The sequence below is a fragment of the Actinoplanes sp. NPDC051343 genome, from assembly GCF_044455125.1.
Classification (GTDB): domain Bacteria; phylum Actinomycetota; class Actinomycetes; order Mycobacteriales; family Micromonosporaceae; genus Actinoplanes.
On record NZ_JBITEL010000003.1, the window covers coordinates 341,910 to 363,623 of the forward strand.

Annotated in this window: 21 protein-coding genes and 2 pseudogenes; 12 read left to right on the plus strand and 11 right to left on the minus strand. The window is 70.4% G+C overall.

Annotated elements, in window-relative coordinates; translation table 11 throughout:
- Window positions 1–40: 40 nt before the first annotated feature.
- The 3 genes from ACIA5C_RS12125 to ACIA5C_RS12135 form a co-directional block, all read right to left on the minus strand.
- Window positions 41–703: a GNAT family N-acetyltransferase gene (locus ACIA5C_RS12125; RefSeq protein WP_396053587.1), complete on the minus strand. Its 663-nt coding sequence runs from the start codon at window positions 701–703 to the stop codon at window positions 41–43.
- 129 nt (window positions 704–832) lie between these two features.
- On the minus strand, window positions 833–1,720 hold the full coding sequence (locus tag ACIA5C_RS12130; protein WP_396053589.1) for a class I SAM-dependent methyltransferase: 888 nt from the start codon (window positions 1,718–1,720) through the stop codon (window positions 833–835).
- Between the two features lie 123 nt (window positions 1,721–1,843).
- Window positions 1,844–4,615 carry a BTAD domain-containing putative transcriptional regulator gene (locus ACIA5C_RS12135; RefSeq protein WP_396053591.1) on the minus strand — a complete coding sequence of 924 codons (2,772 nt, stop codon included), beginning with the start codon at window positions 4,613–4,615 and terminating at the stop codon, window positions 1,844–1,846.
- A gap of 216 nt (window positions 4,616–4,831) precedes the next feature.
- Here ACIA5C_RS12135 and ACIA5C_RS12140 point away from each other — a divergent pair, with 216 nt between their 5' ends.
- Window positions 4,832–5,149, plus strand: a complete 318-nt coding sequence (locus ACIA5C_RS12140; RefSeq protein ID WP_396053593.1) for a hypothetical protein — start codon at window positions 4,832–4,834, stop codon at window positions 5,147–5,149.
- Window positions 5,150–5,221: 72 nt separating this feature from the next.
- Window positions 5,222–7,276 carry a hypothetical protein gene (locus ACIA5C_RS12145; RefSeq protein WP_396053595.1) on the plus strand — a complete coding sequence of 685 codons (2,055 nt, stop codon included), beginning with the start codon at window positions 5,222–5,224 and terminating at the stop codon, window positions 7,274–7,276.
- A 48-nt stretch (window positions 7,277–7,324) separates the two neighbouring features.
- Here the strand turns inward: ACIA5C_RS12145 and ACIA5C_RS12150 are convergent, their stop codons facing one another.
- The gene (locus ACIA5C_RS12150; protein ID WP_396053597.1) at window positions 7,325–7,807 is read right to left on the minus strand and encodes a GNAT family N-acetyltransferase; all 483 of its coding nucleotides are present in this window, start codon (window positions 7,805–7,807) and stop codon (window positions 7,325–7,327) included.
- A gap of 67 nt (window positions 7,808–7,874) precedes the next feature.
- Here ACIA5C_RS12150 and ACIA5C_RS12155 point away from each other — a divergent pair.
- Window positions 7,875–8,031, plus strand: a pseudogene (locus ACIA5C_RS12155) (SAM-dependent methyltransferase); the annotation flags it as partial.
- Here ACIA5C_RS12155 and ACIA5C_RS12160 read toward each other — a convergent pair.
- The 4 genes from ACIA5C_RS12160 to ACIA5C_RS12175 are packed head-to-tail and all read right to left on the minus strand — an operon-like array spanning window position 8,016 to window position 10,737.
- A complete protein-coding gene (locus ACIA5C_RS12160) occupies window positions 8,016–8,411 on the minus strand; it encodes a hypothetical protein (RefSeq protein WP_396054365.1) in 396 nt (131 codons plus the stop codon). The pseudogene ACIA5C_RS12155 and the gene ACIA5C_RS12160 sit on opposite strands and share 16 nt — an antisense overlap.
- Window positions 8,412–8,455: 44 nt before the next feature.
- Complete coding sequence (locus ACIA5C_RS12165) at window positions 8,456–9,424, minus strand: hypothetical protein (RefSeq protein WP_396053599.1); 969 nt, start codon at window positions 9,422–9,424, stop codon at window positions 8,456–8,458.
- Between the two features lie 15 nt (window positions 9,425–9,439).
- Window positions 9,440–10,408, minus strand: a complete 969-nt coding sequence (locus tag ACIA5C_RS12170; protein ID WP_396053601.1) for a trypsin-like peptidase domain-containing protein — start codon at window positions 10,406–10,408, stop codon at window positions 9,440–9,442.
- A complete protein-coding gene (locus ACIA5C_RS12175; protein WP_396053603.1) occupies window positions 10,405–10,737 on the minus strand; it encodes a CU044_2847 family protein in 333 nt (110 codons plus the stop codon). The genes ACIA5C_RS12170 and ACIA5C_RS12175 overlap by 4 nt, the downstream gene beginning before the upstream one ends.
- A gap of 402 nt (window positions 10,738–11,139) precedes the next feature.
- Here ACIA5C_RS12175 and ACIA5C_RS12180 point away from each other — a divergent pair.
- Window positions 11,140–11,609: pseudogene (locus tag ACIA5C_RS12180) on the plus strand (SAM-dependent methyltransferase); the annotation flags it as partial.
- A gap of 428 nt (window positions 11,610–12,037) precedes the next feature.
- Window positions 12,038–12,601: a hypothetical protein gene (locus ACIA5C_RS12185; RefSeq protein ID WP_396053605.1), complete on the plus strand. Its 564-nt coding sequence runs from the start codon at window positions 12,038–12,040 to the stop codon at window positions 12,599–12,601.
- A gap of 80 nt (window positions 12,602–12,681) precedes the next feature.
- Here the strand turns inward: ACIA5C_RS12185 and ACIA5C_RS12190 are convergent, their stop codons facing one another.
- Both ACIA5C_RS12190 and ACIA5C_RS12195 read right to left on the minus strand, forming a co-directional pair.
- Window positions 12,682–13,284, minus strand: coding sequence for a hypothetical protein (locus tag ACIA5C_RS12190; protein ID WP_396053607.1), 603 nt, complete (start codon window positions 13,282–13,284; stop codon window positions 12,682–12,684).
- Entirely contained in the window at window positions 13,281–13,574 is a 294-nt protein-coding gene (locus ACIA5C_RS12195; RefSeq protein WP_396053609.1) for a hypothetical protein, read from the minus strand. The genes ACIA5C_RS12190 and ACIA5C_RS12195 overlap by 4 nt, the downstream gene beginning before the upstream one ends.
- A 155-nt stretch (window positions 13,575–13,729) precedes the next feature.
- On the opposite strand from ACIA5C_RS12195, the gene ACIA5C_RS12200 reads away from it, so the two are divergent.
- The 5 genes from ACIA5C_RS12200 (at window position 13,730) to ACIA5C_RS12220 (ending at window position 19,937) form a co-directional block, all read left to right on the plus strand.
- The gene (locus tag ACIA5C_RS12200) at window positions 13,730–14,485 is read left to right on the plus strand and encodes a G1 family glutamic endopeptidase (RefSeq protein ID WP_396053611.1); all 756 of its coding nucleotides are present in this window, start codon (window positions 13,730–13,732) and stop codon (window positions 14,483–14,485) included.
- Between the two features lie 80 nt (window positions 14,486–14,565).
- Entirely contained in the window at window positions 14,566–15,822 is a 1,257-nt protein-coding gene (locus ACIA5C_RS12205; protein ID WP_396053613.1) for a PQQ-binding-like beta-propeller repeat protein, read from the plus strand.
- An 85-nt stretch (window positions 15,823–15,907) separates the two neighbouring features.
- Window positions 15,908–18,214: a putative bifunctional diguanylate cyclase/phosphodiesterase gene (locus tag ACIA5C_RS12210; RefSeq protein WP_396053615.1), complete on the plus strand. Its 2,307-nt coding sequence runs from the start codon at window positions 15,908–15,910 to the stop codon at window positions 18,212–18,214.
- A gap of 100 nt (window positions 18,215–18,314) precedes the next feature.
- Window positions 18,315–19,154 carry a helix-turn-helix domain-containing protein gene (locus ACIA5C_RS12215; RefSeq protein ID WP_396053617.1) on the plus strand — a complete coding sequence of 280 codons (840 nt, stop codon included), beginning with the start codon at window positions 18,315–18,317 and terminating at the stop codon, window positions 19,152–19,154.
- On the plus strand, window positions 19,155–19,937 hold the full coding sequence (locus ACIA5C_RS12220; RefSeq protein ID WP_396053619.1) for an SAM-dependent methyltransferase: 783 nt from the start codon (window positions 19,155–19,157) through the stop codon (window positions 19,935–19,937).
- Between the two features lie 3 nt (window positions 19,938–19,940).
- Here the strand turns inward: ACIA5C_RS12220 and ACIA5C_RS12225 are convergent, their stop codons facing one another.
- Complete coding sequence (locus tag ACIA5C_RS12225; protein ID WP_396053621.1) at window positions 19,941–20,147, minus strand: DUF397 domain-containing protein; 207 nt, start codon at window positions 20,145–20,147, stop codon at window positions 19,941–19,943.
- Between the two features lie 307 nt (window positions 20,148–20,454).
- On the opposite strand from ACIA5C_RS12225, the gene ACIA5C_RS12230 reads away from it, so the two are divergent.
- Both ACIA5C_RS12230 and ACIA5C_RS12235 read left to right on the plus strand, forming a co-directional pair.
- Window positions 20,455–21,078, plus strand: coding sequence for a GGDEF domain-containing protein (locus ACIA5C_RS12230; RefSeq protein WP_396053623.1), 624 nt, complete (start codon window positions 20,455–20,457; stop codon window positions 21,076–21,078).
- A gap of 270 nt (window positions 21,079–21,348) precedes the next feature.
- Window positions 21,349–21,711, plus strand: a complete 363-nt coding sequence (locus ACIA5C_RS12235) for a hypothetical protein (RefSeq protein ID WP_396053625.1) — start codon at window positions 21,349–21,351, stop codon at window positions 21,709–21,711.
- The last annotated feature ends 3 nt before the right edge of the window (window positions 21,712–21,714 follow it).

Here is a 21,714-nt window from a genome sequence, read left to right on the forward strand (position 1 = left end):
GTCGTGGATGGCGTTCAAACCAATTGAACCTTGCGAACGGTCAATGGCCGGAAGTTCGGTTTGATGCGGCGTCAGAAGGCGCCCTTTCGTCGGCAGGGGCGACGCCTTGCGGCCGGCGCATTGGCCACTCAAGTGGCAGCGCCGCGAACCACATCACGTCGTAGCGCTTGCCCTGCCAAACGCTGTGTGCGCGCATCGTTCCCTCGTACTCGAAGCCGGCTCGGCGAGCCACAGCGGCCGAGTCCTCATTCCCAGCGACGACCGTCAGAAAGACGCGGGCTGCTCCCACGTCGAACAGCCAGCGCGTCAGGAGGATCACCGCTCGAGTCGCATAGCCGCGCCCTCTCGCCTCTGGCCCGATCCAGTAGCCGAACTGTGCGACGTCCTCGTCGGACCAGTCGTCGACGCCACAGCAGCCGACGGGTTCGCCGGATGTCGTGTCCACGATCGCGAATACAACACCAGAGGGTGTCCCCGTCGCAGCAAATGCACGCCAGTTGACCGCGAATTCGTCCATGGCGGCCTCAGCGTCATTGATCGAGGGCGGCGGAGCCGGATTTCCCAGCCGGTCATGGCTACCGTTGTAGCGCCGGATCGCAGGGTCGGCCTGTGCTACCGCCATGAACCAGGCGTCATCTCTCGACCAGGGCCGCAGGGTGACCACGCCGTCGGAGAGCGTCAGGGGCGGACTTCCGTCAAGCATGTGAGCCAGCTTGCCACCGCGCCGGACCGGTGTCGGCCCGCCGGACCGTGGTCGTTGGCCGCGTCCGGCTCCGGAGGGCGACGCCACACCACCGACGCCATATCGTGCCGTCAGCCCGGCGTGCCGACGTCACCGTTCCGGGTTGGTTGCGGAGGTGTACCGCACGTCCTGAACGAGCATGTACCCACCGTCCGGATGCGGGGAGGCCCGCAGGATGTCGGTGATCGTTGCGCGCACCGTCGGACGCTGCGACTCCGGAACCGAAAGCCACATCGCCCGTTGGCCTGTAGTCCAGGAGAACGCCTCCCACTGCTCGACGCTGGTGAACCGTGTCTCAAGCGGTCGGCTGACCGTGTGTACGTCGGTGAATCCCGCGGCGGTGAACAACGCGTCGACCGCCGCGTCGGGGCTGGACGGGCTCAACGGGCCTTCTGTCCGGGCATCCAGCATATGGGCCGGCAAAAACGGAGCGAAGACCTCGTCCACCTCGCGCCAGGCCCGGCCCGCAACTCCGAACGTCGAGATCACACATCGCCCATCAGCGACCAGCCGGCCACGCCAGTGCCGCAACGCGGCCACCGGATCAGGCAGGAAGAACAACACCAGCGACGCGGTGACCGCATCGAACATGCCCAGGCCAGGGTCGGGCCGTTGGGCGTCGCCGAGCTCGACCCGCACATTGGGCGACCCGGCCGACGCCGCCCGGCACTGCGCCACCATCGCCGGCGACACGTCGACCCCGACCGCCGAGCCAACGAGCGGGGCGACCCGAACGAGGACCGCGCCCCGGCCGCATCCCAGATCAATAACCCGCTGGCCCGGGCGTGGGTCGAGCACCTGCACCAAACCATCGGCAATCGGGCCGAAGAACTCGACGCCAGTCGTGTCATAGACCGGGGCGAGCTGGTCAAACATCGAAGCGACCCGGGCCGCCTCGGACGACGTATCCGACATCGCGTCATTGGATCGACCCACCCCACCGATGTCAATGACCGGCCACCACCGGAAGTCGAGCACCGCAGTCACCTACCGGGCGCGTCGACGGTCCCGACATCGCCGTATGACGACGCCGACAACCGGCCCACCGACGAGCAGGCCGCGATGGTCCCGCGCAGGCCGGCGGGTCATGCGCACCAGCTGTTACGCGCCCAGATCGGCGAGGCGGTGGCGGAGGGTGGCGGCGGCGGACTCGTCGATCGTGGCCAGCAGGTCGATGGCCGGCCGCCACGCCGCGCCGGCCGCCTCCCGGTCGCCGGTCGCCACGTACGTGTCGCCGAGGTGGGTCAGCAGGGTGGCCTCCAGGTAGCGGTCCTCGGCCTTGCGCGCCATCGCGAGAGCCGTGCGGTAGGCGTCGGCGGCCCGGGCGTACTCGCCGAGGTGGTGATGGGCGTAGCCGATGGTGTCCCAGGTGTCGGCCAGGGTGCGGTGGTTGGCCGGGTCGATCAGGGTCAGCGCCCGCCGGCAGTAGGTCAGCGCCCGGGCATGGTCACCGAGCCGGACGTGGCACCAGCCCACGGCGTTGAGTGCCCGGGCCAGCTCGTCGGTGTCGCCGGTCCGTTCCGAGCACGCGACGGCCAGCTCGGAGTGGTGCAGCGCCCGGTCGACGTTGTCGAGGGTGTCGTACATGTAGGACAGCGAGTGGTGGGTGATCGCCTGTCCGGTCAGGTCGCCCGCCTCCTCGTACAGTCGCAGCACCGCCCGTAGCTGGGCCTCGGCCTCGGCCTCGCGGCCCAGCAGGGTGAAGCCGTGCGCGAGGCGGCGGTGGGCGTACGCCCGCGCCCGCGGATCCCGGGTGACTCCCAGCGTGAGCTCCCACGACCCGACGAAGTCCTGCCAGTGGCCCAGTCGCTCGAGAGCCGTGTCGGCCGCCCAGGCCAGCTGCCACGTCTGCCGGTCCAGGCCGGTCTCGGCGGCCCGGCCGAGGACGGCGAGCAGGTTGGCCCGTTCGGCGGCGAACCAGACCGCCGGGTCGGCCGCGTCGTCGATGCTCGTTCCCGTCGCTGGTTCGGCCAACTCGAGGATGCGCGTCGATCGCAGCGGGTTGAGCAGCCGGTCGGCCGCGGCGGCGGAGTGCAGATAGTGGTCGGCGAGCCGGGCGAAAGCCTCGTCCGGCCGGTCGCTCTCGGAGATCAACTCCATCGCGTACGCCCGGAGGAGGTCATGCAGCGCGTAACGGCCGGAGCCGTACTCGATGAGCAGTGACGCCCGGGTCAGTTCGGTCAGGCCGGCCCGGACGTCGATGCCGGCCAGACTTTCGGCGGCGCGGATCCCGAAGTCGGTCCCGGGATGCAGTCCGAGAAGGCGGAACAGGTGGGCGCCCGCGGTGGTGAGGGCCCGGTAGGACCAGGAGAACACGGCCCGGACCCGAGTCAGCGAGTCGCCGGCGTCGAGCGAGTCCAGTTGCCGTCCGGCCTGGCCCAGCTCACCGGCGAGCGCCGCGAGCGGGAAGCTCGTCTCCTGTGCGCGGGCGGAGACGATGGCGAGGGCGAGCGGCAGTCCCGCACACAGGGTGACGACGCGCGCGGCGTGCTCCTCCTCGCGCTGGACCCGATCGGCGCCGAGGCGCCGCAGCAGCAGCTCGCGCGACTCGGCCGGGGACATCACGCCGAGCGACAGCGGCCGGGCGCCGTCGATGGCGACCAGACCGGTCAGCCGGTTGCGGCTGGTCACCAGGACGATGACGGACGCGTTGCCGGGCAGCAGTGGGCGAACCTGGTCGGCGTCGTGCGCGTTGTCGAGGACGACCAGCATGCGGCGGCCGCTGATCAGGCTGCGGTAGAGGGCCGCCTGCGCTTCCAGGCCCCGGGGTACGGCGGTGGCCGGCACTCCGAGCGCATCGAGGAACCGGCGGACGGCGTCGGCGGGCTCGGTGGTGCGGCCGCCGGGGTCGAAGCCGCGCAGGTTGATGTAGAGCTGCCCGTCCGGGAAACGCCCGGCTACCCGGTGCGCCCAGTGCACGGCCAGCGTGGTCTTGCCGACCCCAGCGGTTCCCGACAGGCCGACGATGACGACGGCGCGGTCCTCCTCGGTGAGCCCGGCGGCATGCCGGTCGAGCTCAGCGATCGCAGCCGTCCGTCCCGCGAAGCCCCGGATGTCGGCCGGCAACTGCGCCGGTCGCACCGGCAGCTCCTCGCCCGGCCGCGCGGCGCCGTTCGCCAGGGCGCGGTCCGGACCCTGCAGCATCTCGACGTACATCCTGTGCAGGAGCGGACCGGGATCGACGCCCAGCTCCTCCCGCAGTACCGCCGCCTGTTCGTGGTAGACGCTGATCGCCTCCGCCTGGCGCCCGTCGCCGGCGAGCGCGGTCATCAGCAACCCGGTGACCCGCTCCCGCAACGGCAGCGCGCGTGCGATGGCCTGCAGCTCCGGGATGAGCTGACGGTGCCGCCCGAGCCGCAGCTCGCATTCGGCACACTCCTCGAGGACCGCCAGCCGCAACTCCTCCAACCGCGTCGCATGCTGCTCGACGACACTGCCCGGCAGCCCGGCCAGCGGGCGTCCACGCCACAGTCGCAACGCCGCCCGGAACCCGTCGGCGGCATCGCCGAACTCGCCGCGGGCCGCACTCACGCGGGCTTCGCCGACCATGCCGGAGAACCGGTTGAGGTCCAACTGTCCGGCGCCGACCACGAGCTGATAGCCGAAACCGTGAGTGCGTACGAGCCCCTTCGCCGTCCCGAGCGCGCGCCGCACCTGGGAGACCGCGGCCTGGATCTGTTTGCGGGCCGTCGCCGGCGGGGCGCCGTCCCAGACCGTGTCGGCCAGTTCGTCGACGGTGACGGTGCGGCCCTCCTGCAGCAGCAGGGCGGCGAGGACCAGCTGATTCCGGACACCGCCCAGTGGCAGGCTCCGTCCGTCGAGCCGTACGTCCAGCGGTCCGAGGACGGCAAAGAGCGGCTGTGTGGTCCCCATGATTGCTTCGCCCACCGCAGCACGCTATCGAAGAGATTCGCTCCACAGGGGGCACTGGTCCGCATGGCAGGAACTCGCCAATACCGGATCGATACCGAGCGCAGACCGGTCCACCGAACACTACGGGGACATCGCGACACACACGGTGCGTCGCGCAATCAGCCCATCGACGCAGGAGCACTCATGACAACACGAAATGTTCGGATCCGACTTGGCATGGCGGTCCTTGCCGGTGCCGCCGCCATGCTTGCGCCGGCCGACGCGCAGGCCGCCACCGCCAACAGCACCGGCGGCTACAGCTTCGACTGGAGCTACGGCCACCGCGTTTCGAGCTGCGACAACCGGTCGGACAGCCACTCGGTGCTCGCCCGGTGGTACGACGGCAGTCACTTCGGCACTGTCATCGACGGCAACGGCGCGAACAACGGTTGTGCGGACAGCTCGTACCAGGACGTCGCGGCCAAGAAGCACCAGTCGTGTTACCGGGGCACGCTCGGTGAGAGCTGCGGCGACTACGTCTACACCGGCTACTAGCAGACCGGGGCCGGCGGCCACCCGCCCTGGTCGCCGGTCCTGTAGTCCCCGGAACTCCAGATTGGGTTTGTCGTGCCTCGATTCGTGCAATTGGCGGCGCTCACGGCCGCTGCCGCCGTCGTGGTGCTCTGCGGTTGGTCGATCCTCGCCGGCCACGCCGTTGACACCGCCCGGCAGACACGCCTGGCCCAGCGCGTTCCCGCCACGGCCGGCCCGGCCGACGCTGCCGCGGCCCGTTACGCCGAGACTGCGGACGTCATCAACGGACGGCAGTATCCGGTGATCGCCCTGCTCCCGGGGGGCGCCGCCGTCGCACCGCCGCCCGGTCTGCCACGCTGGCCGGCGCCTGGCGAGGCATGGCTGTCGCCGGCGTTGCTGGCCCTCGACCACGACGGGGACCTCCGCAGCAGGTACGGCCACACCGGCGGATCGATCCTCCCGGCCGGCCTCACCGACACCGGTGAGCTGCTCGTCTACTACCAGCCGGCCACCGACCCGGCAGCCTTCACCCAACGCTGGACACCCATCTCCGGCTGGGGTGGGCACCCCCCGACCGGCGATAGCCTGCCACGTCCGTCGATCTTGCCGGTGTGGCTCGCCGCCGTCCTGACGGCCGGCCTGGTCCTCGCCCTGGCCTCGGCGGCGGGCGCTCGGACGACAGTGACTGGAGCGGGCATCTCCATCCAGCGATCCGTCCGGATGCTGGCCGCGGCCGGCCTGGGTGCGACGGTCGCAGCCGTCGCATCGTGGCTGACCGTCCGCTTCGGGGTGGCCTTGCCGGGCACCGGTCACGGCCTGGCGGGAGACGATCTGGAACCGGCGGGAGGCCGGCTCCCGATCCTGGCGGGTGCCGCGGCCGCAGCCGTCACCGCATCCGCGCTGCTAGGGGTGGCCATGGCCGGCGCCCTCCGGGGTCTGCGTCGCCGGCTGTCCGCCTCCTGTCACCGGTTCGCGGGCAGCGGTTGGCCGGGCACGCTGCTGGTCGGCAGCGGCTTGATGCTCGGTGCCGGTGTGATCGGCGTGCCCATCTCGGACCGACTGCTCCTGGCCGCGGGCGTCACGCTGGTCGCTGCGACACCGTTCCTGCTGCTCCGCCGCGTCGCCGATGCCGGTCACCGGCTGGCCCAGCACCCCTCCGCCCTGGCCAAGATCATGGGTCGGTGGCTACGCACTGAACCGACAGCACTGGTGGTCCTCGGGACCGTCCTGGTCGTCATGCTCACCCCCGCCGCCTGCCTGCAGACCGCATTGACCCGCACGGACGGCGACCCGGGCCGATCCTTGTGGCTGCAATCCACGGTCGGCTATCAGATCGTCGAGATATCCGGAGTCGCCGACCCCGCTGACCGGGCGCGGGTCGTCGGCCTCATGGGCGCCGACCATGTTCTGGAAGTCGACACTGCCGGCCGGACCCCGGTGCTTACCGGCACCTGCGCGGCGCTCCGGCAACTCGGTCGTTCGCCGGGCTGCCCGACGGCACCGACACCGGCGACCGAGGCCTACGCCGAGTTCAGCGCGTTCGGCCGGGCCTTGACCGCCATCGGGATGCTCGCTCCGGGCCCCTCCGGTGCCTCCGTGTCCTCGGTACGGACCGGCGACGAGACACGCGCGCTGCTGGTGCTCAACGCCGACGGCGCGGCCGGCTACCGGGTCATCGCACGCCTTGCCTTCATGGCACTGCCGGTGCCCTCGCTGCGTCTCCCCGGCCAGGAGTGGCTCGGTGCGGTGCGGAAGCACCAGGACGACGCCGCGTGGGTCCGCCTGGTCGCCGTCCTTGCCGCGGCGATGACCGCGACCGTTGCGATCTTCGGTGCGGCGGCCGGCCTGAGCGCCGCATCGGCCAAGTTCCCAGCGCGTCGACGAGACGTCTTTGCCGCCTTCGTGTTACCTGTCGCAACCGTGAGCATCTTGGCCGGTGCAGTTGCGCTGGTGGCAGCCCTGGCGGTCTACGGCGCCCATGGCACCGGCAAGATCGCCCTCGCCATCCCGCTTGTCGCCCCGCTTACCGTCGTGGTCGCCGCCGTTGTCGGCGGGGTTCTCGCGATATCTACCCGCGGCCCGTCGGTCGGGGTGCGGATCGGGCCGATCGGCCATCCTGTCGCAGCGCGCTCGGACGCTCCTCGGTGACCTCACGGCAGATGCTCAGTGCTCGCCGATACATCTGCTTGTGGCCGCTTACAACGGGGATTTCGCGTAGCGGCGGCAGGGAACCGCGACGGTGCCGGTCGCCGTTGCCGCCTCGTAGTCGAAGCCGCCGGCGTCGTGCCAGCCCTGGCGCTCGTAGAACCGCCGGGCGCGGGCGTTGCCCGGCACCACCGCCAGCCAAGCGCCGGCGAAACCGGCCGCCGCCACCTGGCGCTCGGCCTCGGACAGCAGGACGGCGGCAACCCCGGCGCCCCGGTGCGCGGCGGCAACGTAGACCTGCTCGACCTCGTCGCCGCGGACCATGATGAAACCGGCCACCTCGCCTCCGACGACCGCCACCGTCGTGTCGCCCACCCGGGCGGCCGCGCGCACCGCGAACGACTCCGGTGTGCGGAGGGAGGCCAGCGCCTCGGGCACGTGGCCGGCATGGCCGTCGCGCCAGCCGTGATGCCAGATGTCCGTGATGACATCGGCGTCGTTGGCCGTCGCGGCGCGCAACTCGACATCTGTCATGTCCGGCCGCCGATCCACAGTGGAATGCAATGATCGCCGGTATCAGGATACGTCTCTGACGGGAGGCCGTGCGTTCCTCAAACGGGCCGTCACCCCACCTGGTCCGCGACGCCGGCATCCGGCAGTTCCTCGACGTCAGCACCGGCATGCCGACCGCGGAGAACACCCACCAGGTGGCCCAGGCCGCCGCGCCCGAATCCCGTATCGTCTACGTCGACAACGACCGATACTTGCCGGGTAGTACGCACACGTTCGGATACAGGTCGTACGCACGGCCCACGCTGGAAAGCGACTCAGTGGCGGCGAGCACCTTCAGCAGCACCAAGACCTGCCGCTCCGGCGAGGCCGGCACCTTCTCCACCTCGTCGTGCGCGAAGCGGTGCGCCTTGTATGACGGGGCCATCTCGACGCGCCAGGCCGGTCGCCAGTGCGCGTCCAGCGCGCCGACCAGGCGGTCGGGCCGCCCGGTCGGCCCAAGCTGGGCGATAAACCCGCGCATCGTCTTGACCAGTTCCCCGGCCTCGGTTCGTGCCGCCCTCTCCCGGATGCCGTGAAACGCCCGAAAGGAAAACTCGGCCAGCAGCGGCCAAGTCCACCCGCTCACGCTGCCACACCGGTACGACATCCTCGGCGATCGGCGGCGCGCCGTTACATCCCGAGCGGCTCCGGCGGGACGTTGCCGAGGCTGGTGTCGCCGCCCAGCGACGGCGGCAGGTACTGCTGCTGGGCATGGCTCGACTGCTTGTGCTCGCGCAGGTACTGCCGGAGCTGGTGGATCATGTCCTCGGGCGCGGGGAACTCCGGCGGCTGCCCGTTCGCGATCCGGAAGCGGGCCTTGCCCGAGATGCCCATGACCATCTCGATGGCCGGCTGACCGGAGACCATCAGGCGCAGCAACTGCCGCTGCGTGACCTCCACCGTCTTGTCGTCCTCGGAACCGGCCTCGGTCAGGCCGGTGCGGTGCAGCGGGAAGCTGACCCGGTTGCTCTCCGTCTCCAGGCCGCCGACATCCTGCAAGTGGTATTCCTTGGTGCCATCGGCGATGGTCGCCCCCGTGCTCATCTCCCAGATGCACTCGTAGGTCGAGAAGCGGTAATTCGTCGCGAAGACGACGAGGACCTTGTAGTGCGAGGCCCGGACGGCGTTGTCGTCACCGATCGCGAACTGCAGGTGGAACCCGTTGGCGGAGGAGGGGAAGCCGGAGAAGACCAACAGGTTCACGCCCTTCTGGATCGTGAACTCGCCGCCCATGTTGATCTTGAGTTGTCGATGGGCGTTCTCCACTGCCAGGTTCAGGCCCTCGGACAGGTAGCCGTCCATCTCCTCGTCGGTGGCGCGGGGGTACGCGCGAGCCATCGCCCCGTTGTAGGCGTTGCTTCGGCTGATCAGGGTGCGGGCGCCGCGGAACCCGGCCACCGACCCAGCGATGAGCATGATCAGGCCGAGGCAGGCGCCGCTGCCGGCGTCACCCGCGGCTGCCGTGATGATCCCGATGAGGACCAGCAAGCCGCCTCCTGCGGCGAGGATCCCGGGCTTGGTGTAGTCGGGCGGTTGCGGAACGGGGACGAAGTACTTGTTGACCCGCTCTTCGCGGAGTTCGAGCTGCTGGGGATACATGGTGGTCCTTGTTCTCTAGTACCGGTTGAGGAGTTGCCAGACCCGGCATTCGCGCGCGGGCACGTGCCGTCGGATCTCTTCCGCATGGGTGGTGCTGACCTGGCCGATGCCGGACAGGTCGGGTCGCGGTCCGGGCATGTGCCCGCGGACGTAGTAGTCCTCGTAGACCAGCGCGAGCAGCGCACCGGCGTGCGGTGAGCCCGGGGCCCGGCGCAGCGCCGCGTTCAGGACCCGTTCAACCGCTTCGACGGCCATGGCGGAGTGCATCGCCGGACGGCGACCGCCCAGCATCGTGAGCGCCCAGTAGTAATAGGTGTCCGAGGACTGCCGTTGGCGGCCCTCGACCACTCGCAGCGTGTCGAGCGCCTCCGGGTAGCGGCCGAGCGCCAGCTGCCCGAGGAAGCGCACGAAGTCGGGATCGGTCCGCAGCGGGTCGCCGAACGTGCCGGCCAACCATGGCTCGTGGTCGACGAGGGTCGCGAGCGGGATCATCCACGCGGCCGTTCCCGGCACCGAGGCGACCACCATGCCGATCACGCAGCCGGTCTCCTCCTCGACAACGGCGCCACCGCTGAACCCCTTGTCGATCTGGCTGGTCCAGCCGTCGAGCGGGTCCATCTGCAGCCAGCGCCCGGACGGGTCCGTGCCGGACACGCGGGCCTTCGCCCACCGGCCGAAGTCGTCCCTGGCGTTGCGGGGCAGGCCGAGCAGGCGCACGGTGCTCCCGGTCCGGGGAGCGGAACGTGGAGCCATCGGCGCGAGTTCGCCGGAGTGTCCGGTGATGTCGACGACCGCGATGTCGGCCCGGTCATCGGCGGGCCAGCCGCCCGTGGGCCGCACCGGCCGCTCGCCGAGCGACCTCACCTCGCAGGTCCGGCTCTCGCCGATCACGTGCGCGCAGGTGAGCCCGCGGGTGGCGGTGACCGCGAAGCCGGAGCCGGCGCCCACGATCGTCAGCCGCCAGGACTCTTCCGCCGGAGTCATCGAGGTGTCCGTTTCCAGACCATCTCGATGCCGATGTTGGCCTCGACGCCGGTGCGGGCGATGACCGCCCCCGCCTCGGCGTTGAACTTGATCCCGAACACGAGCTTGATCTCGTCCGGTTCGGTCGTGGTCCGCATGGTCGCCAGGACCGAACGGGTCGCGTCCCGGATCCGGAGCAGGTTCTCGTCGAACGTCTCCTGGGCTTCCCGCATCCGGTCCCGGCCGCCCACGCGGACCGCGCCTTGGTCGCGGTCGTCGACCTCGACGATCACCGACTCCCCGCCGGAGAGCCGGAAACGCACCAGATCTACCGCGGAATGATCACTCACCGAGGCCGCCTCCATCGATATGAGTTACCGAGTGGAGGCAAGCTATCAATGTGCTAATTGGACGCATACGGCCGACCGGACCGCCCTCGGGAGCGCTCGGGCAGCTCGGGCAAGCTGCGCGGGTGACCGCGGGCCCCGATGTTGTTCGCGCTTGAGCGGTTCTGTCCGTGTGGGGAACCGGAAGTAGGCGCCGTTCCGCACCGCCACAGGGCGCGCGCCCGGACGGACAACAGGACGGCCCTTGCCAGCCGGACCGGGACCGGTGGCCCCGTCGCACCGGAGTGGTTTGGTCGGGACCACCCGGAGCAGGGGTGGGGTGAGACCATGATCCGGTGACGATCGCGGATGCCTATCGGGAATTCGATCTCTACGAGCGCTTCCTCGGTTGGTCGACGCCGTAGGATGCGCGGCGTGACGCTTGAAAGGTTCGACGCCGGCACGCCCCACCCCGCCCGGCGTTACAACTATTGGCTCGGCGGCACGGACAATTTCGCGGCCGACCGGGAGTCCGGTGACCTGCTCGCCCGGTCGTACCCGACGGCCCGGATCGCTGCCCTGGCCAACCGGGCCTTCCTCGGCCGAGCGGTCGGCTATCTGGCCGGCGAGGCCGGCCTGCGGCAGTTTCGTCGACATCGGCACCGGCTTGCCGACCGCCGGCAACACCCACGAGGGCGCGCAGCGCATCGCGCCCGACTCCCGCATCGTCACGTCGACAATGACCCGCTCGTGCTGGCGCACGCGCGGACGCTGCTCACCGGAACGCCCGAGGGCGCCACCGAATACCTCGACGCCGACCTGAGAAGCCCGGCTGCGATCCTCGAGGCGGCGGGCCGCACCCCCTCGACCTGCCCCGGCCGATCGGGCTGATCCTCCGAAGGGTTGGCGATCGTCGAGCCGGGTCTGGTGCCCTGTAACCGTTGGCGTCCGGAGCCCGGCCAGGATCTGCGCGAGGTCGACGAGTTCGGTGCCGTTGCTTTGAAGCGCTGACCCCCGGCGTACGGGAAATGGCGTCGGCCTCGCAAGGCCGGCGCCATTTCGCTCAGGACCATGCGCTTCGGCGGCGTTGCAACAATTGCCCGCCGATTTGCAAAGAGGGGGCGTGCTCTATTGCCACACCGTCGGATAAGCGTTTCCGGGACGGATTTGATTGCCGAAATCTCTCACCGGCGGTGTCGCCGACGGTGGCTGATCAACCTCAACCTGTGATCTACCAGGGCATACGCATAACGATCCGATCTCGGGGCGGCGGGAAAGTCGCCCACCCAGTACCGTCCGCGTGGCTGAACCAACGAATCGCGGATTGGACTCCACCATAATGTCGGTCGACCAGCAGTATCCCCCGCCGCCCGGGCAGCCGGGTTATCCGCCGGCGCCGCCGCAGCAGCGCGGCTTCAGCGGCCTGGCGATCACCGGCTTCATCCTGGCCTTCCTGATCGCGCCGCTCGGCTTCATCCTGAGCCTGATCGCGGTCTTCACGACCGGTGCCGCCAAGGCCCGCGGCCGCGGCCTGGCGATCGCCGGCGTGATCATCTCGCTGATCGTCATGATCGGCGTCGGCTCGCTGATCTACGCCGTCTCCAAGTCGACGGTGGCCGACCCCGGCTGCGTCGCCGGTAAGGAGGCCATCCTCAAGGGCCCGAGTCAGCCCGACCAGGCCCAGCTCCAGAGCATGATCGACGACCTCAACGCGGCGGCCGGCAAGGCCAAGCACGACAACGTGCGCGACGCGATGAAGGCGCTGGCCAACGACTACACGAGCCTGCTGAACGGCATCAAGTCGGGCAAGGTCCCGGCCGGCATCGTCGACAAGGTCACCGCCGACGGCCAGAAGATCGACGACCTCTGCACGATCAGCACCAAGTAACTCAGGCATCGAAAGGGCGGCACCGGCCATTCGCCGGTGCCGCCCTTTCGTCGACAGCGACACCGGTGCGGTGCCGGCGTTCACGGGCAGGACTGGACCGGCCTGATCATGGTGGCGGTGGTCAGCGGCACCTGGACGGTGCCGGTCGCCGTGCGGATCGTCGTCACGCCGTTCGATGTGGAGGTTACGGTGCCGCAGGCGGTGCCGACCTGGAGGAACGGGCCGGATTTCGGCGGGGCGTACCAGGTCGTGCCCACGGCGGCGACCAGGAGTGCGGCGCACACGAGCACCAGGCGTACGCCCAGGCGCAGCGCCCGGACCGCGGCAATCACCTCTTGATGGTCGCCGGCCGGCGGGGGTGGCAGGTCGGCGACCGGTGTGACCGCGAGGCGGCCGTGCGCCGCCCGAAGCAGCGCCAGCGCACCCGCCGCGCCGCTGATCAGCGCGGCCAGCAGCAGGACGCCGACCAGCGCGGCCCAGCCGGTCGCCAGCGTGGTGACGTCGGTGCGGCCCTTGATCAGGCCGAAGCCGAGCAGGGCGACCAGCAGGGCGCCGAGGCCGTTGCGCCAGGCCAGGGCCGCGGTGCGGACGCGGTCGAGTTCCGACTTGAGGAGGCCGGCGATCTCGCGGGCCCGGCGCAGGTCGTCCGGGGTCGGGGTCGGGCCGGGACGCAGGCGGATCACGGCTCGGTGTCCAGCTCGACGGTCCAGTAGGCGCCGCAGCCGGCCTGGCCCTCGGCCCGGGGCGGATGGTCGGCCACGCATGTGCAGAAGATCGTCCGGTAGGTCGGTGCAGGCGTCGCCGGGTCGTCGCGGAACACCTCGGTGACCAGCGTGAAGCTGAACGGGTCGTGGCAGCGGGGGCAGCCGCCGCTGAGTACTACCGCCGAGCCGAACTCGCGTGCCGTCAGGGTGGCGGCCGCCTCCTGGGCGTAGGCGTCGTCGGTTACCTCGGCGTACGGCAGCGGCTGCATGCCGTCGATTTTAGGGGTGCGGGGCGAAATTCACGTTTATCTAGATAGGCACGTCGAAGCCCGCTTCACACGTAATTTACAAAAATCAATATTTTCGAGCATCAATTTCTGTCCTATGGTGACGCTCAACCCCCTTACTTCGCGAAGGAGCCACCATGCGACTGCGCTCGGCCCACCGGCTGGCCACCGTACTGGCCACTGCCGCCCTGCTCAGCCCGGTTTCCGCCGGCACGGCAACCGCCGCCGCCGACGGGTTCGGGCCCGCCCACCACCCGGCCGGGGCCGCTGCCCTCCGGACGGTCGGCGGCACGTTCAACATCAACGGTTACAACTGGGGCGGCTACGCGGCCACGGGCACCTTCAGCTCGGTCGCCGCGACCTGGTCCGAGCCGACCGTGAAGTGCAACTCCCGCAGCGACCTGTACGCGCCGTGGGTCGGCATCGACGGCTACTCGTCCTCGACCGTCGAGCAGACCGGCGTCGCGACCGACTGCTCCTCCGGCTCGCCGGTCTACCAGGCCTGGTACGAGATGTACCCGGCCGCGCCGGTCTACCTGAGCTCGTCGAGCTACCCGGTGCGGGCCGGTGACAGCATCCACGCCTCGGTCACCCACACCAGCGGCAGCACCTACACGCTGGCGATCAGCGACACCACCCGCGGCTGGAACTACTCGACCAACAAGTCGCTCTCCGGCGCCCGCAACGCCAACGCCGAAGCGATCATCGAGTCGCCTCCCGGCAAGTACCCGAACTTCGGCACCCTCAAGTTCACCTCGGTGACCGCGAACGGCTCGCCGATCGGCAACTACAGCCCGGTCGCGATGGACCCGAGCGCCAACGGCGTCTACGAGGCGCACGCCAGCGCCCTGTCCGGCGGCAACAGCTTCACCATGACGTACTCGCACGAGTGATCGGGGCGCGCCCGCCCGCGACCGGCCGGGAAACTTCCGGTACGACGCCGGCCGGGCGGGACGCGCGCTAGATTTCTGGCGTGACGATCGCCGATCTCGACGTCGAGCCGGCATCGACCGGCCGGGCGCGCCGGATCATGGCGCCGTCCCGGTCGGTCGCGCTGTTCGTCATCGGGCTGTGCACGCTGATCGTGGTCACCGGGTCGGTCCGGTGGGCTTCCCGCGCCGCTCACCTGCTGTGGGTGAGCCCGTACGACCGGGACAACGACACCGTGACGCTGACACCGACGACGCTGTTCGTTTCCCATCGGGCGACCCTGACGGCGTACGACCTGGCCGGCGGTGCGGTGCGATGGTCGGCCCCGGCACCCGCGGTCGTGCCGACGACCCCGTCGGAAGCCGGCGGGGTCGTCGTGGCACCGGCGGCCTTCGAACGATACTTCGAGCGGCCCGACCTCCTCCTGTCCCGGACGACCCTCACGATCGCCCGGGACGCGCGGACGGGCGAGCAGCTGTGGATGGCGCAGGGGGCGCCGCAGGACGTGACCGCGCAGTCGGTGCTGCTGCTCGACGACACCGGCGACGTTCCTCAGCTGCGCGCGGTCGCGCCGCGCGACGGCCGCACACTGTGGAGCCGGGCGGCACCGGGCCTCGCCGGCGTGGTCGTGGCCGGCGATGCGGTGGTCACGGCCGACACGGGCGGGCGGCTCACGGTCGTGAGGTACGCCGACGGTTCCACTACGCGTACGGAAAAAGTGCCGTGGCCGGGCAACGCCCGGCTGACCGTCGCCGCGGGCCGTCTGATCGTCACCGGCCAGGGACCCACCGGACAGACGAATACCGTGTACCGGCCCGACACGCTCACCGAGATGTGGCGGGCCGGCGGCGCACTCTTCGACTGCCACGCCGTCGTGTGCGGCGCCGAGCCGCGCGGCCTGGCCGGCTACGACCCGGACACCGGTGCACGCCGCTGGCGGCAACCCGGCATGACGGTCGCCTGGCCGGTACGCACCGACCGGATTATCGCGTCGTCCGAGCTCAGCGGCCAGTTCCAGCTGCTCGACCCGGCGACCGGGCGGCCGCTCGGCGAGGCCGGCGCCGGCGGCGGCGCCGGCACCTGGCGTCCCGACGGGCGAACTGTCGTGTCCGACCCGGCGGCGCCGTCGTCGGCCTACGAGGTACGCGGCGACGGCACGATCGTCCGCCTCGACCTGGGTACCGGCGGTCAGGACGTCGAGGGCACGATCGACGGCGGGGGCTGGGTGGGCTGCCGCAATGTTGCGAAGTACCTGGTGTGTCTGCAGAGCTCGCGCCTGACGGTCGCCGCGATCGGCTGATCTCACTCCTGGACCGCACGCGCATCGGCGAATGTCGAACGTTCGGGGGAGATCAGCTACCGGGAGCGGCCGATAGTCTCGGGCCGTGACGCGGACGGGCCCGGTCGACGCAGCGCGGTGGTACGTGGCCGCCACAGTCGCCGTTGCCGTACTCGGCACCGGATGGTGTGTGGCCTACCTGACGGTCGGCGCCGGGTCCGAAGCGATCGCCTATGTCTTCGTTCCGGTCGGTGGTGCGCTGGCGACCGCCTCCATCCGCCGGCTCGCCCGGGGCGGGGCCGGCCGTCGTTTCTGGCGCGCCGTCCTGCTCGCCATGGGCGCGATCACGATCGGATACGCCTGGCTGGCCGTGGACATGATCACCCACGCGGCCGAGGCCCGTACCCGCAGCACGCCGGTGCCCGCCGCGGCCTGCGTGGCGCTGGGGTTCCTGATCGCCATCTGGGGGCTGGCCCGGGTGCCGGTCGCCGCGACCGGTGGCGTCGAGCGGTGGCGCATGGTGCTGGACCGGACGATCGCCTTCCTCGGCTGCGCGGCCGCCCTCTGGTACGTCGGACCGGCCCCGATGCTGTCCGCCCGCGAGCCGTGGAGCCGGCAGGCGATCCTGCTGGTCGGCCTCGGTTTCGTGGTCGCGGTCGGCGCGGCGACGAAGGTGTCCTACATTGCCGGCGGCCCGGTCGACCGGGTGGCGATGCGGCTCATCGCGGCGGGCGGCGGTGTCCCGGCCGGGGTGGTCGCCGTCCTCGCGGTCCAGTTCGGATATATCGCCAGCGTCCCGGCCCAGGCGATCGTGATGCCGCTGGCCCCGGTGCTGCTCACGCTCGGCGTGGCGGCTCAGGGACGCGCCGACCGGGGACTGCGCCGGGACACCGGCGGTGCCGGCGTGCTCCTGCCATACCTGGCCATGGTGGCGGTCGACGTGCCGCTGGTCGCGGTCGCGTTCGGCGCGCCGCTTCGCTGGCCGGTCCGCGTCGCCCTGATCGCCGCGGTCGTGGTGACCGCGCTGGTCACGGTCCGGCAATACCTGGCGTACCGGGAGAACGCGCGGCTGCTGGAGAACACCCGGGTCCAGGAGGAGCGGCTGCAGTACGAGGTCAGCCACGACGGCCTGACCGGGCTGCCCAACCGGGCGCTGTTCCGCGACCGGCTCGCGGCCGCCCTGGCCACGGCCGGCCCGGTGTCGGTGCTCCTCGTCGACCTGGACGACTTCAAGACGGTCAACGACCTGCTCGGCCACGGGGTCGGCGACCGCCTGCTGGTCTCGGTCGCCGGGCTGCTGCGGGCCGAGGCCGGGGACGCCGGCCTGCCGGTACGGGTCGGGGGTGACGAGTTCGCGGTGCTGCTCGCCGGCGACGGCGCCGGCCCGGAGGACCTCGCCGGGCGGCTGCTGGCCGCGCTCAGCCGTCCGATCAGCGAGCACCGCCTGCTGGTGCAGGCCAGCATCGGGATCGCCGACGCGGGGCCGGACGCCACCGTCGACTCGGTGCTGCTGGACGCCGACGTCGCCATGCACACCGCCAAGCAGGGCGGCAAGGCCCGATTCATGCGCTACGCGGACGGCATGCGGGAGCCCGTCCTCGCTTACATGCAGCTCGGTGGCGAACTGCGGCGAGCCCTGGAGAACGATGAGTTCCGGGTGGTCTACCAGCCGATCATGCGGCTCGGCGACAACCGCCTGGTCGGCGTGGAGGCCCTGATCCGGTGGCATCACCCGGCCCGCGGCGTGGTCGGACCGGCCGAGTTCATCCCGGCCGCGGAACGCACCGGCCTCATCGTGCCGGTGGGACGCTTCGTGCTGCGCGAGACCTGCCGCCAGGCGGCGGCGTGGCTGGCCGAGTTCGGCCCGGACGCGCTGAAGGAGGCCGGCCTGAACGTGTCGGCGCGGCAGCTGCACGACCCCGATTTCGTGGCCGAGGTGGCGAGCGCGCTCGCCGACTGCGGGCTGCCCTGCGAGCGGTTGGTGCTCGAGGTGACCGAGTCGGCGGTGCTCCGCGGCCGGCAGGTTTCCCGGGCGCTGTACGAACTCGACCGGATGGGCGTCCGCCTCGCCCTGGACGACTTCGGCACCGGCGAGTCGTCGCTGAGCCTGCTGCGGGCCTTCCCGGCCGCGGTCATCAAGCTTGACAAGTCGTTCGTGGACGGCATCGAGATCGACGACGGACGACCGGCCGCCGCCGACGCCCGGAAGGCGGTGGCCCGCGCCGTGATCCAACTCGCTCACGCGCTCGGCCTCGACACCGTCGCCGAGGGGGTCGAGAGCGCCGAACAGGTGGCCGTGCTCCGCGATCTCGGCTACACCGTCGGCCAGGGGTTCCACCTCGCGGAACCGATGACCGCCGACGGCGTTTCACGCCTGCTTGCCCGTCAGCAGTCCGGAGCGCTGCATCTCTGAACGTATTCGTGTGAGCACTGTTTGTTCGTGCGGATCACGAGGGTATGGTGTGGGCCACAGTGCCCGTCCGGTCTCGCGACGGCCGTACGGAGGAGAGAGCGTGCCGGTCACCGGTCAGCGGGTCGTGCGTCGGACCCTGGGGCGCCGGTTGACCCGGCTGCGCGTGGCGACCGGGAAGAGCAGACGCGAGGTCGCGGAAGCGAAACTCGGCATCTCCGAACCGACCCTGCATCGCATCGAGACCGGCAAGGTCCCGGTGACGGTGGCCAACGTGCGCGCGCTGTGCTGGCTGTACGGCGTGGACGAGAGCGTGACCAACGCCCTGTCCGACCTGGCGCTGGGCACGTCCCAGGAGGAGTGGTGGGACGCGAACCCCGCGATTCCGGACTGGTTCAAGCTCTACGTCGGACTCGAGGCGAGCGCCAGCGCCATCCGGACGTACGAGGGCGAGGTCGTCCCCGGCGAGCTGCAGACGGAGCAGTACGCCCGCGCGATCTACGGTGCCGAGCGGTCACTGGAGGGCGACGCGATCGAGCGGCACGTGAAGCTGCGGATGCAACGCCAGGCCGCGACGGCGGCCCGGCACCCGAAGCCGCAACTGGTCACCGTGCTCGGTGAGGGGGTGCTGACCCGGCAGGTGGGCGGCCCCGGCGTGCTGGCCGCGCAGATCGAGCACCTGTGCGGGGTCGCGCGACAGGAGCACGTCGAGATCCTGGTGGTGCCCTGGTCGGCCGGTGCGCACGCCGCGATGGCCGGGGCGTTCCGGATCATGGACTTCGACGACCCCGAGGACCCGGACGTGGTCTATCTGGAGTCCCACGTCGGCGCGTTGTATCTGGAGGAACCGGCCGAAGTGCAGGAATACCGGCGCATCTTCGGCTTGATCTGCGAGGCCTCCGTGCCGATCGCGACCTACGCATCGAATGGCGGCCATCGTTAAATGAGTGACTCCCGCAAGGCGGCGACCGCCGCCCGCATGTACGACTACTACCTCGGCGGCGTGCACAATTTCCCCGCCGACCGGGAGGCCGCCGACGCGGTCATCGAGCGGTTCCCGTTCATTCCCGGTGCTGCCCGGGCCAACCGCGCCTTCGTCGTCAACGCGGTACGGCACCTGTCGGAGTCCGGCATCCGGCAGTTCCTCGACATCGGCTCCGGAATTCCGACCGTGGACAACGTGCACTCGATAGCCCGGCGGATCCATCCGGAGACGCGGGTCGCCTACGTCGACATCGATCCGGTGGCGGTGGCCGAGAGCATGGAGATCCTGGAGGGCGACGATTGCGCGCTAGCGGTGCGCGGCGACGTCCAGCAACCACGGGCGGTCGTCGGGCACACGGAGGTGCGCCGGTTGCTCGACTTCGACCAGCCGATCGGTGTGATCCTGGCCGCGGTCCTGCATTTCGTCCCGGAGCATCGGGTCGCCGACGATGCGGTGACCGAGCTGATCGGGTCGGTCGCTGCGGGCAGCCACTTCGTCGTGTCGCACAGTGCCGCCGAGAGTTTCCGGCTGTTCACCGCCACCGAGGACGTCTACCAGCGCCGCACCTCGACCCCCGGCACCGTGCGGACCCGTGCGGAGGTCGAGCGTCTGTTCACCGGGCTCGAGCTGCTCGATCCCGGAGTGGTGTGGGCTCAGGAGTGGCGCCCCGGCGCCGTGACGCAGCGCGTCGACAACCCGGGTGCCGGCGGTATCTGGGTCGGTGTCGGCCGCAAGCCCTGACCGTCACCCGGTCAGCAGCTGGTCGAACTCGCCCTTCTTGGCCCCGTCGAGGAACGAGTCCCACTCTTCGACGGTGAAGCGCACCGTGCTCACCTCGGGTCGCTTGCTGTTGCGTACCTCGATCAGACCCGCGTGCCGCCGCACCTCGACACAGCTACCGCCGTTGCCGGTCGACCTGCTCGACATGATCCAGTCGCTGTCGCCATGCATTGCATTGCTCCTTATAACCGACGTCACTCTTCGTGATCTAGTCGCACTGACGCGTGTTTCAACACCGGACCAATACGTACAAATGCCTTGGCCAGCGATTGCCTCTTCTTTCGTGATGAAATTTCGCGTACCGAGCGTAGGCGATGGCCAGAAGTCGCTGCGAGGGGCCGGACTGAACTTCTGCACTGTGAAATCTTGCACCGTGGAAGTTTGACAGGGGATGATGGCGATCACGCTGCGGCGTGAATCGTTCGGCAAGCTCCACTGTGTCAACGGTGACAATCCGCTGTGGTCAGAGGGGACGTCAATGGAAATCCTCGGTCAGGCCGACCGTCTGCCGGCGCACGCGCCGGACGGCGAGGAGGCGGCCGGGGCCGAGCTGGAGCGGCTACGGGCACAGGTCGCCGTGCTGGAGTCCGAGCGTGCCGCGCTGTGGTGGGCCATCCACCATGACGACCTCACCGGCCTGGCCAACCGCCGGCTGCTCAACACCGTCGGCCCGGAGATGCTCCGCAAGGCCGCGCGCTACGCCGTGCTGGTGCTCGACCTCGACGGCTTCAAACCGGTCAACGACCGGTACGGCCACGCCGTCGGCGACGCGGTGCTGTGCACCATCGGACGGCGACTGTCCAATCTGGTCGACGGCCTGGTGGTCCGCCTCAGCGGCGACGAGTTCGCGGCGATCCTCACCGAGGCGTCACTCGCCGGCGCCCACCGCGACTGGACCCGCCTGGTCGGCGCGATCTCGGACGCGGTGGCCGAGCCGATGACCATCGACGGCAACCGGCTCGCCGTCACCGCGTCGATCGGCGTCACCACCGGCCACTGCGGCCCGGCCACGATGACCGAGCTGATCCGCCGCGCCGACCTGGCGATGTACCACGCCAAGACCAGCCGCCACCGGTCGTACATCGCCTGGGACCGCCAGTAGAGCGTACGGTTGCGGACGTGGAACTCGTCGGGGTTCAGAAGACTCTCGGCCCCGTCCTCAAAGCCAAAGCGCTGGACAACCGGCTGCCGGCCCCGATCCTCGGCGACCCCTACGCCGAGCAGACGATGCGCCGCCTCGACCCCGGCTACGACCGGGGCCGCTTCGGCGCCAGCCAGCTGGGCCTCGCCGCGCGAGCACACCACCCTGATCGGCTCCGACGTCACCGACCTCAGCTGGCTGGAGCGAATCCCCCGTGGCCGGGCGGTGCTGGTGATCGCCGAGGGACTGGTGCCCTACCTGACGGAAGTCGACGCCCGGCGGCTGCTGACCGGCATCGTCGACACCTTCCCCGCCGGGCAGATACTGTTCGACACGGTTTCGGTCTCGGCGTGGCGTACCTCGAGATGGGATCCGCTCGCGCGCAGATACAACGCGCAGTTCCACTCCGGCTTCGACGACACGGCGGCTCTCGCGGATTGGCACCCGCGGCTCGAATACGTCGACGAGGCGCCGATGAACGACTCGCCGGTGCTGATGGCCAAGGCGCCCCCGGCCATCCGCAGCATGTTCCGCCTCATGAACCTGTTGCCAGGCTTCAAACGGTCCAGCCGCATCCTCCGGTTCCGGTTCTGACCC

Bases quoted from the DNA above. Each gene is read 5' to 3' on its own strand.
- ACIA5C_RS12165 (WP_396053599.1), bottom strand. From the start codon at position 9,424: ATGTATCCCCAGCAGCTCGAACTCCGCGAAGAGCGGGTCAACAAGTAC.
- ACIA5C_RS12140 (WP_396053593.1), top strand. From the start codon at position 4,832: ATGGCGGTCCTTGCCGGTGCCGCCGCCATGCTTGCGCCGGCCGACGCG.
- ACIA5C_RS12200 (WP_396053611.1), top strand. From the start codon at position 13,730: ATGCGACTGCGCTCGGCCCACCGGCTGGCCACCGTACTGGCCACTGCC.
- ACIA5C_RS12135 (WP_396053591.1), bottom strand. From the start codon at position 4,615: ATGGGGACCACACAGCCGCTCTTTGCCGTCCTCGGACCGCTGGACGTA.
- ACIA5C_RS12150 (WP_396053597.1), bottom strand. From the start codon at position 7,807: ATGACAGATGTCGAGTTGCGCGCCGCGACGGCCAACGACGCCGATGTC.
- ACIA5C_RS12170 (WP_396053601.1), bottom strand. From the start codon at position 10,408: ATGACTCCGGCGGAAGAGTCCTGGCGGCTGACGATCGTGGGCGCCGGC.
- ACIA5C_RS12225 (WP_396053621.1), bottom strand. From the start codon at position 20,147: ATGCATGGCGACAGCGACTGGATCATGTCGAGCAGGTCGACCGGCAAC.
- ACIA5C_RS12220 (WP_396053619.1), top strand. From the start codon at position 19,155: ATGAGTGACTCCCGCAAGGCGGCGACCGCCGCCCGCATGTACGACTAC.
- ACIA5C_RS12195 (WP_396053609.1), bottom strand. From the start codon at position 13,574: ATGCAGCCGCTGCCGTACGCCGAGGTAACCGACGACGCCTACGCCCAG.
- ACIA5C_RS12125 (WP_396053587.1), bottom strand. From the start codon at position 703: ATGCTTGACGGAAGTCCGCCCCTGACGCTCTCCGACGGCGTGGTCACC.
- ACIA5C_RS12230 (WP_396053623.1), top strand. From the start codon at position 20,455: ATGGAAATCCTCGGTCAGGCCGACCGTCTGCCGGCGCACGCGCCGGAC.